We start from the raw sequence: 13,115 nt of genomic DNA on the forward strand, positions 1-13,115 counted from the left end.
GGCTATGCACCGTGCAAGATCTAACCCTCGCATCCGTACGCACCCCGAGCGCCTGTTTTGACACCGCAACGCCTTGGCCATAGGCTCTAATAGGCTAATACCCGCGATAACCGCATCTTGAGCCCATGCCGCAGGCGTGTGGATCGGTGCCGGCGCGGCCATTTATTTTTACGGGGGTGCCAATGGATACGGGCAAACGGGTCGACGAACTCGAAGAGCGCTACGATTTTGATTACGAGGTGGGCGAAGACAATATCCACCCGTGGGGGCTGGAGCTACACAATCCTGTCTTCATCTGGAGTGCCGTGCTGATACTGATCTTCGTGATCGGCTCGATGCTCTACCCCGATATTGCCAAAAGCGGCTTATCCGGCGCAAAGACCTGGGTCATCAACAGCTTTGACTGGCTGTTTCTCAGTGCCGGCAACGTATTCGTCCTGTTCAGCCTCGCCCTGATCTTTCTCCCCCATGGCCGCATTCGCCTGGGCGGCGAAGATGCGGTGCCCTCGTTTTCGCGTCTATCCTGGTTTGCCATGCTCTTCGCGGCCGGTATGGGCATCGGGCTCATGTTCTGGAGCGTGGCCGAGCCGGTGGGCTATTTCACGGAATGGTCCGGCACGCCGCTTAATACACCAGGCGGCGACGAGGCCTCCAAGACCGCGGCCATGGGCGCGGTGATGTACCACTGGGCGCTGCATCCGTGGGCCATCTACGGCGTGGTCGCACTTTCGCTCGCATTCTTCGCCTACAACAAGGGTATGCCGCTGTCGATCCGCTCGACCTTCTACCCGCTGTTCGGCGAGCGCGTCTGGGGCACTTTGGGCGACGTCATCGATACGTTGGCCGTTGTGGCCACCATCTTCGGGCTGGCCACCTCGCTTGGCTTCGGCGCCCAACAGGCGGCAGGCGGCATCGAGTTCCTGTTCGATATTCCGTCCAACCTGCCGCTTCAGATCGGCATTGTCGCCGGCGTGACCGCAGTCGCGCTGGTGTCGGTCATCCGCGGTATCGACGGCGGCGTCAAACTGCTCAGCAATATCAACATGGGCCTGGCAGGTCTGTTGTTGCTGTTCGTCATTGTCGCGGGTTCGATCGTCGCATTCGCGGGCAACCTGCTGACCACTTATACCGGCTATGGCGAGTATCTGCTGCCGCTGAGTAACCCGTTCGGCCGTAACGACGAAACCTTCTACCACTCCTGGACCATCTTCTACTGGGCCTGGTGGATTTCCTGGTCGCCGTTCGTGGGCATGTTCATCGCCCGCGTCTCACGTGGCCGTACCGTGCGGGAATTCCTCACCGCAGTTCTCATCGTGCCTACCGTGGTCACCGGCATCTGGATGAGCGCATTCGGCGGCGTCGGCGTGGACCAGGCCTTGAACGGCGTCGGTTCGCTGGCCGGCGGTATTCAGGATTCGTCGCTCACCCTGTTCCGCATGCTCGAGAACCTGCCGCTCACCAGCATCACCTCGTTTCTCGCGATCGTACTGGTCCTGGTGTTCTTCGTGACATCGTCCGACTCGGGCTCGCTGGTCATCGACACGATCACCGCCGGCGGCAAGACCGAAGCCCCCACCTCGCAGCGCGTCTTCTGGTGCGCCGCCGAAGGCTTCATCGCCGCGGCGCTGCTGGTGGTCGGCGGCTCCGACGCACTCAGCGCGCTCCAGTCCGCCGCCGTCACCACCGGCCTGCCCTTCACGCTCATCCTGTTGCTCATGTGCTATTCCGTACTCAAAGGCCTCAACCACGAGTACAAGCTGCTCAAGCTCAAGGACGCGGAAACGGCGACCGGCTGAAGCTTGCACGCCAAGGTGAAATGAAAAACGGGGCAGGTGCTTAGCGCATCTGCCCCGTTTTAGTTTGTAGCTCTGTCACCGTTCGAACTATGTCGAATGCGAGCGCTGGCCCTGGAGCCCGTTCTGCGGCATCGCGATGAGCATACTGTCACCTGATCCGCGTCACCTGATCCCCACCTGATACCGCTAGTAGTGCGCCTATTAGTACGACGCATTTTGCGCGCTTCCAGCGCATACCCGTCTCCGGCACTCTGCGTTACGACCGAATTGTGGGGCCGAGTGATTAAAGCAACAAATCACTGCCATTTACAGGAATCTTGCGAGACGACCACAGAAATCGTTTTCCTATTTTTATCGAAGCGCATGAAATTTAAAATTTTTACGCGCGCCCTCTTTTTCTGCTGCAAACCAGAACGAACTAGCACATCGCTCATTTGGTGGACTCGCTAACAACTCAACCGAAAATTAATTTATAAATCTTCTTGCCATGCCTGAATCGCCATGGCAGCTTTTTAAACAACAAAAATAAGAAACGGCAGTCGTCATGCTTTTCATCACGAATCGCTTTCCGACCCAAAGTATTCGCACTCGAAAGGGGCGACGCTTTACCTTCGATTTGTCGAATAACGCCCCCAGCAATTCGGTGTTCTTTTGTGAGCGAATTGCTGCCGAAGAGCACGAAGAAATCGGCGGGCTCGCGTTATTGCAACGCTTGAAAGAGGCCGAGTACCGGCAAGTGATCGTCTATATCCACGGCTTTTCGAATCTGCCGGAAGACGTGTTTGCAGGGGCCGAAGAACTGCAAAGACTCTGCGACGAGGCCAAAGCGAAAGAAGCCATTGTGCTGCCAATTATCTGGCCCTGCGATGACGACAGGGGCATAGTCCAGGACTACTGGGACGACCAGAAAGCCGCCGATATGAGCGCGGCCTCCATCGCCCGCGTACTCGACATCTTTGTCCAGTGGCGTAACTCCGAACAAGCCAATCCGGTCAATGCGCCCTGCCTGAAGCGCGTCAATATCCTCGCGCACTCCATGGGCAACCGCGTGCTGCGTGCCGCGCTGGCCCACTGGCGACGCTACGACATGCCCGGCGGACTGCCGTTGCTGTTCCGGAACACGTTTTTGGTGGCCGCCGATATCGTCAACGAATCCCTAGAATTCGGGCACGAAGGCGAACACATCTGCAACGCCTCGCGAAACGTCGCGGTCTACTACGCATCCGACGACTTGGCGCTACGTGCAAGCAAAGCCGCCAATCTGCGGGCAAGAATCGCCTCTCGCCGCCTCGGCCATACCGGCCCGGAAGATCTCGACGCGACGCCGAAGAATGTCTATTCGCTGGACTGCGACGACCTCAATACGCGTTACGACTACCCCAAAGGACATACCTACTTCCGATCGGCCGAGGACGGTGTACGGCCCGGCGTTGTGTTCAACCACATTTTTAACGCGATCCTGACCGGCCGAATATTTCCGGGGGACGAGTTTCGGCGACAAGCGATACTAACGGACGAGTTCAGGCCTAGCTAAGCGCTCAACCGAGCTCGCCATTGAAGGACACACTCCGTTTTTGAGTACTCGAAAGGACCGACCCACCGACTAACGCGAAGAAAACCTAGTCTGTCTCCTATTATCGCGCAAATGCTGTTTCAGCTGTGCATTGGCAGAGGTATTAGTAATGGGGCATTTCTCCAAAAACACGCCTTTTTGGGCGGCTGCCTTGTTGGCTTTAATCGGCGTCTTCGGCCAGTTGGCTGGCGTTTGGGAGGCATTGGTCGATTGGATCCGAAGCCAGCAACAGCGAGAGTACTACCAACTTCAAAGACTCGACGGGGACCGAACAGTTCAGGTAAACCAAAATGCCTCGTTCGTAGCAGTAATAAACCAAACCACCTCAACGAATGCGATTACCTATCGCTGGATGCTAAAAAAGCCGTCAGGAGATTTCGAACCCCTCCTTGATAACAATAGTTCTATTTCTATTAACTTACCATGTTCGTCATTTTCACCGGGAACCTATGCAATAAAGGTTGAGACGACACTATCTGGCGGCTCGAACTCGCAGGAGAAATCGGTTCAGTTTCGGGTTGATCCATACCCCAGCGACCAGAATGAAAATTCTGCTTGGAATATCAATGATCCGTGTGCAAACGTAAAATTGCCCAAGAATGTCGTTGTCGGTGAAACAGGGTTAAATATAGTCGCAGCTCGAGTGTCCGCTCATGTGGAGGGAACACATATTTCCGCACGCAATGACATGTCTGCTCGCGCACCTGATGGAGAAAATGGTTCTCGAGGTATTAGCTACAACTCGAAAGCTGGCCGGGGCGATCACGGGCACGCTGGTGGGGATGGCAGCGACGGTCTGCCTGGAACTCAAGGCGCAACTGCTCCCGATGCGAGTATTAGCGCGACGACGCTCTCCGGCGCTTTTAGTTTTGATTTGCGTGGCCAAAACGGGGGGTATGGCGGGGCTGGAGGTGCCGGTGGAAACGGGCAAGACGGGGGTGATGGGCGCAATGGCGTAAGTGGCGCTTTAGGCTGCAACAGAGGGCCTCAATCAGGCCGCAACGGCGGTCTTGGCGGAAGCGGCGGAAATGGCGGTGCTGGCGGGCCCGGCGGAAACGCTGGAGATGTCCTCATAGAGGTGGGTACTTTAGCCGACGTATTCTCAATTGAGGCAGATCTTGAAGGGGGCAGAGGCGGTTTTGGCGGTCCTGGTGGGCCAGCGGGTACTGGCGGCGCGGGCGGCGCTCGAGGCTCAGCACCGGGACATTGCGATTCCGGCGGCCGCGGATCTGGCAGTCCAGGCAGTGCTGGTCAACGCGGTACAGATCATAGCGCTCAAAGGGCGGAAGATGGCATAGGTGGCAGTTGTAAAATCAGAACTCAATCTGGTGTGGTTACTTCCTGCCACGAGGAAAACATCGGCTTTCCAGAAACGAAAGCGGGAAGATAAGGGATCGACATAAATGGGCAAAAATCCGGGAGCAGTATCAGGTGTCCCGGCTATTTCCCAATACCCGGCCCTGACGTATCTCAGGATCTGGCGGTTGAGTTACGTGTCACTGATAACAGGACCAACTCAGTTCGGCCATTATAGCCCGATCCTGAGCTTTCCTAGAGTAAGCCTTGCCTGAGGGTCAGAAGCGTCTATGGAGCGGGCGAGTCCAGCCTGACCCCAAAATCACCTGCTATTGCCATCTAATCTATGCTCAGGAATGAGCCTCCCGAGTAAATCCTGACAGTATTCTTCAACAAATTTCGTCCCCTCGACACAGAAGCCCTCCTCTTCCCTCAACGACATATTCAAATCGCCTTTGAAGGAAAGCCAGTTGAAACTCGTTGAAACTGCGAATTTTCTATCGCTAACGAGCACTTTTGCATGCACCTTATTGTGGCGAATGAGACGAAAATTCGGATACTGAGTATCTAGACGCTCTAATGACTCGCGGGCGTACTCGTCGTGTTCCCTTTCGCCGCGATCCTTTCCAAAACCAAAGACAATAGTGACGCTTACACCCTTTTTCGCGAGCGTCTCTAGATTGCCCAAGAATTCATGATCCACCACTTTTGCCCGAATCCACACAGATACGATGACCAAACGCTGCTCAGATTCAATAATCGCCCTTTGCAGCAGAGCCGGATGCTTGCACAAATTAGGGTCAGGTCTTGCATGGTGCGCAAAATGCAAGACCTGATCCAATCCGGCCAGACCCAGTACCGACACGCTGCGCTTATGGACGTTCCGCAATGACGTGTTCGGTTCCGTTGGAAGCTGAATCCAAGTTTCCAAAGCTAGAAAGTTTGCTCTGTCATCTCACCCAGCGCCGCACCTATAATCGGTACACGCCATTCGGGTCCTGCTGAAGCTGTCCAAGGCCGACCAGCGTGTCCAGAATTTCGGCTACGCGATTGCGGCGGGCGCCCTTGAACGCGGCGGCCACGCCTTCGGTCTTCGCGCCCTCTGGCATCTGCGCCAGCGCGGCGCGCACGGCGGCGAAACGCCCGGGTAGGTCGTCCGGCAGTTTCTGTTTGCTGGTTTTCGCGGCGTCGGCTTGCACGGCGACTGCAATCTCGGCCTGCGCTCCCTGGCTCTTGCCGTCCGGGTTCTGATAATCCGGGCGCAGCCAGCGGATATGTCCGGCGCGTTCCTCCGCCGCGCGTTCCAGATTCAGCGCCAGCAGGCGTTCCAGAATCTGTTCATCTGTCAGATCGGCCGGCCAGCCGTAGGCATCGGCCACGGCGGCATCCAGTTCGTCGTGCAGTTCGGCCAGTACCGACACCAGCCCCTGTTCGTGGATGGTCTTGTCCTTCGCCGTCAGCGTCTCGCCGGCGCGCAGTTTTTCCAGCACGTTGTACATGCCGGTGAGCGTGAGCTTCGGGTGCGCGGCCAGCTGTTTCTTGCGATGGGCATCGAGCTGCTCGGCCAGCTCGCCGATGCGCTGTTTCTGGCTGTCGGTGGGAGCGGGGAAGGGGAATGTTTCGAAGCTCTTAGACTTAACGTAGGTGGGATCATTACCGACCCCTAGTTTCGAACCAGACGCAAGAGCCCAAATGCAGTGAATATTGGACGATAGGATACCCAGAAAATGAGGCGTGCTGAGACCAAATACAATTAGTTTGCTATCTGGCAGCGTTTTACTATGAAGCGAAACGAAGGTTCGATGCTTTGAAGTTTTAACGGTCACAAAGTAGCTTTCGAGGCCCTCAAGGAAATTCCGCAATTCGGTATTTCGTCTTCCGAATTTCCACCAGAATTTTTTTCTCTCAGGAGTTCGATTCTGCTCTCTTGCTGGTTTGACGTGTGCTGAAAGGTGCTGAAACAAGCTCGGAAAATCGGCGCGAAGAGATTCGAGGCTTAGGTTGTCAACGTCAATGATCGCCAAGTTGCGATTGCGTTGGTTGATGTCAGCGCCATTTCGATACGGTCGTATCCGCGCACCCGCTGCGTCATGAGGATAGGTCGTAAGTGTCGTTTTAGTAGCACTATCAACAAGAAAGCCCTTGCCATGAGGTTTTATGCCTTCAGCCGACAGTCCGCTGTTGGCGATGAGTGGTACCGCTGAATCAATGTCTAACCCAGCGCTCAAATTGGCGTGCAATTTACCCAGTTCATCGGTGAAGGCAAAAGTACGTAATCCGTTTTCATCCTTTCTCTCATTCGCCACTGTTTTAAGTCGGCCGTGATGTTCTCCGCCGGCGCCCACAGTCATCGAAATCCGCACGGCCGCGCCTTCGCCGGCATCGACCCAGGGATGATCGGGAATTGCCCAGAGGATCGACAGCGGTTTCTTGTGCGCCAGATGCGGTTCGATCACGCGACGGTTGAAGGTCTGGCGTAGTGAGTTGGTGGCGATGAAGCCGAAGCGGCGGATATCGCCGTTCCGGGCGAGTTCGGCGGCCTTGTGCCACCAGTACATGACGAAATCGCAGGACTCCGGCAGCGCTTTATAAGTCGCGCGTACGGCTTCGGTATAGCCGTCGCCGAGCGCGGCGCGCATCCGCGAAGTACCAATGAACGGCGGATTGCCAATGATGAAATCCGCCGCCGGCCATTCGGCCTGGCGCACGCCGATATAACGCTGTTCGGGCCGGCGCGCGGTTTCGTCCGGCACTTCCTTGCCGGTGACCGGGTGCGGTTTGGTGGTGCGGCCGTCCCAGTGGGTGACTGGCTTGCCGTTTTCGTCGAGCACGGGCTCGACCGCGTCCCATTCGATCAGCGCGTCGCGGTGCTGGATATTGTGGAAGTTCTTGAGCACCGGCTCGGGCGGCAACACGTTGCCGTGGGTGCGGAAATGCCATTGCAGATAGCCGATCCAGAGCACGATATCGGCAATGGCGACGGCGCGCGGGTTGATCTCCAAACCGAGCAACTGGTGCGGGTCGACGGTGACGCCGGCCATTTCGAAGCTGGTCTGGGTCGCGCCCAGGCCGTCGAGCGCGTCCAGCACTTCGCCTTCCAGACGCTTGAGATGTTCGAGTGTGACGTACAGGAAGTTGCCGCTGCCGCAGGCCGGGTCGAGCACGCGGATCTGGGTGAGGCGCTTGAGGAAATCCTCGACGGTGGCGACAGCCTGTTTGGTATCGCCGGCGTCTTCGAGCTGGCTGGCCGCGGCTTCGACGTTGGCCCAGTCTTCGCGCAGCGGCTGAACAATCGTAGGCAGCACGAGGCGTTCCACGTATTCGCGCGGGGTGTAGTGGGCGCCGAGCTTGTGGCGTTCGGCCGGGTCCAGCGCGCGTTCAAGCAGGGTGCCGAAGATAGCGGGCTCGACGTTCGTCCAGTCCGCCTGGGCGGATTCGATCAGCAGTTCCAGCTGGTCGCGGTTGAGCGGGAGCGCGTTCTGTTCGGCGAACAGACCGCCGTTGAAGCGCAGCAGCTTCTTCTTGAGCTGGATGGAGTTGCCGCCGGCGTCCATGGTCTTCCAGAGTTGTTCCAGGCTGGGCGGCAGGAAGTCCAGATCGTCGCGCAGCGAAGTGAGCAGGTCGGTGAAGCTGCGGTGCGGCAGCAAGCCGACGTCTTCGCTGAACATGGTGAACAGGCAGCGCATCAGGAAACTGGCCACCGCTTCGGGCGCGTGGCCGTCGCGTTCCAGCGAGCGCGCGAGGCGGCCGAGTTTTTCGGCGATATCGCGGGTGATCGCTGCGCTGATGCGGGCCGGGTCGAGCGAGAGCGGATCGGTCCAGATCGCCCGCAGGCGCTCGCGAATGCCTTCGTCGCGCAAGTCTTCCAATCGGATGCGATGGCCGCGCACGTCAGGATAGGGCGTGTAGTTGCCGCCGGTACGGGTGAATTCGGCATACACCTCGATCACGTGGCCGACGTCCACTACCAGCAGGAACGGCGGACGGCCTTCGCGCGCAGGCAGGGCGCGGATATAGCGTTCGCCCTGGCCTCGGGCGCGTTTCATCATCTTGTTCCAGGCCGGCGTGCCGCGTTTGCCGTGGCCTTGTTTCAGGTATTTCGCCTGTTCTTCACCCACGCGCGAGAGCAGATCCTGGCCGCCGGGCTGCTCGACGCCCTGCTTGGTCTCGCAGACGAAACAGTCGCGTTTGTAGAGATCGATGAAGTTGGTGGTCTGCGCGCCTTCGCTGTCCGTGAAGCGTAGGCTGCGCTCGAAGACATAGGCGTTTTCCAGATTGTCCGGCCTGGCGGGATCGGGACGCGGCACGTCGAGCAGGTCGCACAGCTCGGCGAGAAACGACTGGTAGTTGGCTCGCTCGGAGCCCCCGGAAACGCTCCAGCGCTCGATGAATTGTTCTACTTCGGGCTGCGAGGGATAGGACATTGATCTCAAGTGCTCGATATTCAACCGAGACACTGTATCGCACCCTCTTCCGGCTCCGAGCACCTTTCTTGGAAAGCAACAGCCTCGAGGTACGGGCCTCGCCTTAGAGCATTGCCTCAGTCGCGTACCCGACATACCGCGCGGCCTGATCAGCCAGGAAGTCGACCTGTTGGGGCGTTCCGGGGGCGTTCCGGGGACAGTATACCTATCTCGCGTGCATTGCTTGCTACACTCGCGGTTCTCGCTGTGACGTTTTGCATTGCCACATCTGCATTGTTTCTCGACAGAATTTCAGCTCATTGGATCGTCGATCGAGTAACCGCTTTCCCGCTGATGCCGTATCGACAGAATGGCGACCAAGTCCCGTACCGGAAGAAAGCGGTACAACGCGACATAGCCGGTTCGGCCTCGGGAGATAACGAGTTCGCGAACATCTGCCGAATAGGCCCGCCCGATTAATGGGTGATCTTCGAGCGTTTCAATTGCCGTCGTGATAAGGCCGATCGTTTCCACCGCCGCGGCCGGCTCGGTGTCGAGAAGAAATTCGGTCACGCGCTCGAGATCGGCTAATGCCCTTGCGGCGTAGATTATTCGCGCCACGGTTTCGGCTGCGGCCGTTCTAGCGATTCACCGCGCGCACGAGCCTGGATGTAGCGATGCACGTCGCCGGCCTCATAGCCTTCTCCGCTTTCGCACATCTGTTCGTATGCGGTTTCCGCATCCGCTAGAAAAGCCAGCTGCTGTTCGGCCGCCACTACCGCATTCTGGAGAGACTCAACCATAAACGCATGGGCACTGGTATGGCGCGCTTCGGCAACCGAGCGTAGCCGCGCTTTGAGCTCATCCGGCAGTTTCAACGAGGTGGTGGACATGGCTGACACCATAGAACGCGTGGTGCTAATAAAGTAACACCGCAGTGCGTACTCGTCAGTACCGCCCTTGCCGATTCGCGAGCCCATAGGCCATCAAATCGTCCAACTAATCCGGCAGCACTTCGACCAGTTCGGCGTTATCGACCGCTTCGCGCACGTCGGCAATCGCGCTTTCGAGCGCTGCCGTCGCACTTTCAGCCTCGCGCGCAAACGCAAGCGCCAACCTCCCCGATTGGCCGATGCCCGGTAGTGCATCATCGCAGCCGGCCTCGAACAACCGATAGATTAGCGCTTCTTCATCACCGTCGTGGTCGTACAACCGGTATTTGAGCGTGAAGGTGTATTCCATGGCCGACTCCGCTGAGTTAGTCCGCCCCGCGCGTGCATTCATCGACGGCGCGACGAATCTGGGGGCATGAGCGTTCGGGTTTCTCGGCATGCTCAAAAACCTGAGTGATTAACGCAAACCGCGATTAATACGTCGAGATCACTTTTCCACCAAACTACCGGCTATCAAAAAGATACTCTTCCGGCGTCACAGCGGGTACCAGTGAGTCACGGAAATCTCGGACGTTCCGAGTCACGATATTCGTGCAAGAAGACGACTCCGCAGCTGCAGCAACAACCGCGTCTTCGAAATCATGCCAATCCAACGTTCTAGCTCTTTTCAACTCGCGATCGGTAGTGCCGGCGACCTCGAAATATCGGAGCAGCCAATCCACTACGCGGTTGGCAATCGCTGCGGTTTGGTGTCGCGACACCAGATAATGAAGCGTGGTGAAAGCGTGAGCCGGCAGGCACGCAACAACGCGGCCGTCCGTCACTCGGCCGATCACGGTCGCCGATGCTCTATAGTGCGGTTCCCTCTTCTGTACCACGTCGAGTACGACGTTCAGATCGATAAGGATCACTGGCCGTGCTTGGTCGATTGGCGCTCACGCATTTCGGCCTCTGCATCCATATCCGCCGGTAGCAGGCCCGTTATTTCATCCAGGGCGGCCGGCAGCTCTTCTTCATCCAGCAACCGCATACGCCGCAGGTAGCGATCGATGACTTCGGTCACACTCAGGCCGTTGGCTTTCGCATACCGTTTGACGAATTTCACGTCCTCGACCGGCAATCGAATCGTGAGCTTGGATGTTTCTATAGCCATCGCAAATTCCGTACGGCCTATGTCAATAAACTGTACGGCATTCCGTAATGCGATGAAACTCAGTGCGAGTTCGAGGACGAACTTCTTGCTGGCTAGTCCCGGGACTGAAAGCCCGAATATCGCTCCTCACAAAGAAACCGATTTTTAACAGGAGCGCCTTCGGGTTAACCGCCGGATAGCCCGCCTACTCCCACTCAATCGTCCCCGGCGGCTTGCCGGTCACGTCGTAGACCACCCGCGAGATGCCGCTCACCTCGTTCACGATTCGCGAGGAGACGTGTTCGAGCAGTTCGTACGGCAGATGGGCCCAGCGTGCGGTCATGAAGTCGATGGTTTCGACGGCGCGCAGGGCGATGACGTGTTCGTAGCGGCGGCCGTCGCCGGTCACGCCGACGCTGGAGACGGGCAGATAGACGGCGAAGGCCTGGCTGACCTTGTCGTACCAGCCGGATTCGCGCAGTTCGTGAATGAAGATGGCGTCTGCCTTGCGAAGCTTGTCGGCGTATTCCTTCTTCACCTCGGCGAGGATGCGCACGCCGAGGCCCGGGCCGGGGAACGGGTGGCGCATGAGCATGTCGCGCGGCAGGCCGAGGGCCAGGCCCAGCTCACGGACTTCGTCCTTGAACAGTTCACGTAGCGGCTCGACCAGGCCGAGCTTCATGTCTTCCGGCAGGCCGCCCACGTTGTGGTGGCTTTTGATGACATGGGCCTTGCCGGTCGCGGAGCCGGCGGATTCGATGACGTCCGGGTAGATGGTGCCCTGGGCGAGCCAGTCGATATTGGTGAGTTCGGCGGCGTGGGCGTCGAAGACTTCGATGAAGGTATTGCCGATGATCTTGCGCTTGGCTTCCGGGTCGGTCACGCCTTGCAGCTTGCCCAGGAATTCGTCTTCGGCGTCGGCACGGATGACGTTCAGGCCCATGTGCTCGGCGAAGGTGGCCATGACTTCGTCGCCTTCGTTGAGGCGCAGCAGGCCGTTGTCGACAAACACGCAGATGAGGTTTTTGCCGATCGCTTCATGGATGAGCGCGGCGGTGACGGAGCTATCGACCCCGCCGGACAGGCCGAGCAGCACGCGCTGGTCGCCCACCTGGTCGCGGATACGCTCGACCAGATCTTCGATGATGTGTTCGCTGGTCCAGAGTTCGCCACAACCGCAGATGTCGTGCACGAAGCGCGAGAGGATGCGCTTGCCCTGGGTGGTGTGGGTGACCTCCGGATGGAACTGGATGCCGTAGTAGCCGCGGTCTTCGCCGGCCATGCCGGCCAGCGGCGCGCCGTCGGTCGTGGCGATCACCTTGAAGCCGTCAGGCAGCGTTTTTACACGGTCGCCGTGGCTCATCCAGACGTCGAGCAGGCCGTGGCCTTCGTCGTTGACGTGGTCCTGAATATCGGTGAACAGCCTGGAATGGCCGCGAGCGCGTACGCGCGCATAGCCGAATTCCTTCACCTCGGAGGTTTCTACCTCGCCGCCGAGCTGGGCGGCCATGGTCTGCATGCCGTAGCAGATACCCAGCACCGGCACGCCCAGTTCCCATACCGCGGCCGGCGCACGCGGGCCGTCCTCGGCCGTGGCGGATTCCGGCCCGCCGGACATAATGACGCCGTTGGGGTTGAAGTCGCGCACGTAGTGATCGGCCACGTCCCAGGCATAGATTTCGCAGTAGACGTTGGCCTCGCGTACACGACGGGCGATGAGCTGGGTGTACTGACTGCCGAAGTCGAGGATGAGGATTTTCTCGGCGTGGATATCCTGGGTCATGCGCGGTATCGGGCTCGGCTGATGGGCGGGAGGTACGACCATTGTTTCAAGGTGCGCAGGATACCGAATCGTCGCCCGCTCGGCAGCGCTCGCACGCCTGCACGGCAGCCCGCTAGAATGACCGCCTGATGACAGGCGGCTTGTGAGCGACGCCTTCGCTGCTTGGCCGGCCGCTCGGTCACGCCAGCGCAAGAAGCTGCGCAATCCAACGACACCCAATCCGACGGTAAACGCGCGCC

At 58.6% G+C, this 13,115-nt stretch carries 10 protein-coding genes and 2 pseudogenes; 3 read left to right on the forward strand and 9 right to left on the reverse strand.

Going from position 1 to position 13,115, the window contains the following annotated elements:
- Window positions 1–182 precede the first annotated feature (182 nt).
- From SSPSH_RS00085 to SSPSH_RS19615, 3 genes are all read left to right on the forward strand, one after another.
- A complete protein-coding gene (locus tag SSPSH_RS00085) occupies window positions 183–1,796 on the forward strand; it encodes a BCCT family transporter (RefSeq protein WP_006913406.1) in 1,614 nt (537 codons plus the stop codon).
- Between the two features lie 544 nt (window positions 1,797–2,340).
- On the forward strand, window positions 2,341–3,330 hold the full coding sequence (locus SSPSH_RS00090) for an alpha/beta hydrolase (RefSeq protein WP_006913405.1): 990 nt from the start codon (window positions 2,341–2,343) through the stop codon (window positions 3,328–3,330).
- Between the two features lie 148 nt (window positions 3,331–3,478).
- Window positions 3,479–4,759: a hypothetical protein gene (locus SSPSH_RS19615; protein ID WP_021031229.1), complete on the forward strand. Its 1,281-nt coding sequence runs from the start codon at window positions 3,479–3,481 to the stop codon at window positions 4,757–4,759.
- A gap of 228 nt (window positions 4,760–4,987) precedes the next feature.
- Here SSPSH_RS19615 and SSPSH_RS00100 read toward each other — a convergent pair whose 3' ends face one another.
- From SSPSH_RS00100 to guaA, 9 genes and pseudogenes are all read right to left on the reverse strand, one after another.
- Window positions 4,988–5,530 carry a phospholipase D-like domain-containing protein gene (locus SSPSH_RS00100; RefSeq protein WP_161627786.1) on the reverse strand — a complete coding sequence of 181 codons (543 nt, stop codon included), beginning with the start codon at window positions 5,528–5,530 and terminating at the stop codon, window positions 4,988–4,990.
- A gap of 106 nt (window positions 5,531–5,636) precedes the next feature.
- Complete coding sequence (locus SSPSH_RS00105; RefSeq protein WP_202962098.1) at window positions 5,637–8,366, reverse strand: class I SAM-dependent DNA methyltransferase; 2,730 nt, start codon at window positions 8,364–8,366, stop codon at window positions 5,637–5,639.
- A 78-nt stretch (window positions 8,367–8,444) separates the two neighbouring features.
- Window positions 8,445–9,224 (reverse strand): annotated as a pseudogene (locus tag SSPSH_RS19790) (type IIL restriction-modification enzyme MmeI); the annotation flags it as partial.
- Between the two features lie 156 nt (window positions 9,225–9,380).
- The gene (locus tag SSPSH_RS00110) at window positions 9,381–9,641 is read right to left on the reverse strand and encodes a type II toxin-antitoxin system RelE/ParE family toxin (protein ID WP_006913400.1); all 261 of its coding nucleotides are present in this window, start codon (window positions 9,639–9,641) and stop codon (window positions 9,381–9,383) included.
- 35 nt (window positions 9,642–9,676) lie between these two features.
- Entirely contained in the window at window positions 9,677–9,961 is a 285-nt protein-coding gene (locus tag SSPSH_RS00115; protein ID WP_040607167.1) for a hypothetical protein, read from the reverse strand.
- 109 nt (window positions 9,962–10,070) lie between these two features.
- A pseudogene (locus SSPSH_RS00120) lies at window positions 10,071–10,310 on the reverse strand (hypothetical protein); the annotation flags it as partial.
- A gap of 154 nt (window positions 10,311–10,464) precedes the next feature.
- Window positions 10,465–10,872 (reverse strand): type II toxin-antitoxin system VapC family toxin, encoded by a 408-nt coding sequence (locus tag SSPSH_RS00125; RefSeq protein WP_006913397.1) that lies wholly within the window; start codon window positions 10,870–10,872, stop codon window positions 10,465–10,467.
- The gene (locus tag SSPSH_RS00130; RefSeq protein ID WP_006913396.1) at window positions 10,869–11,114 is read right to left on the reverse strand and encodes a DUF6364 family protein; all 246 of its coding nucleotides are present in this window, start codon (window positions 11,112–11,114) and stop codon (window positions 10,869–10,871) included. Before SSPSH_RS00130 ends, SSPSH_RS00125 begins: the two co-directional genes overlap by 4 nt.
- A 184-nt stretch (window positions 11,115–11,298) precedes the next feature.
- A complete protein-coding gene (gene guaA, locus SSPSH_RS00135) occupies window positions 11,299–12,876 on the reverse strand; it encodes a glutamine-hydrolyzing GMP synthase (protein ID WP_021031231.1) in 1,578 nt (525 codons plus the stop codon).
- Window positions 12,877–13,115 lie beyond the last annotated feature (239 nt).

The sequence above is a fragment of the Salinisphaera shabanensis E1L3A genome, assembly GCF_000215955.2.
Lineage (GTDB): Bacteria > Pseudomonadota > Gammaproteobacteria > Nevskiales > Salinisphaeraceae > Salinisphaera > Salinisphaera shabanensis.

Bases quoted from the DNA above. Each gene is read 5' to 3' on its own strand.
- SSPSH_RS00085 (WP_006913406.1), top strand. From the start codon at position 183: ATGGATACGGGCAAACGGGTCGACGAACTCGAAGAGCGCTACGATTTT.
- SSPSH_RS00090 (WP_006913405.1), top strand. From the start codon at position 2,341: ATGCTTTTCATCACGAATCGCTTTCCGACCCAAAGTATTCGCACTCGA.
- SSPSH_RS19615 (WP_021031229.1), top strand. From the start codon at position 3,479: ATGGGGCATTTCTCCAAAAACACGCCTTTTTGGGCGGCTGCCTTGTTG.
- SSPSH_RS00115 (WP_040607167.1), bottom strand. From the start codon at position 9,961: ATGTCCACCACCTCGTTGAAACTGCCGGATGAGCTCAAAGCGCGGCTA.
- SSPSH_RS00130 (WP_006913396.1), bottom strand. From the start codon at position 11,114: ATGGCTATAGAAACATCCAAGCTCACGATTCGATTGCCGGTCGAGGAC.
- guaA (WP_021031231.1), bottom strand. From the start codon at position 12,876: ATGACCCAGGATATCCACGCCGAGAAAATCCTCATCCTCGACTTCGGC.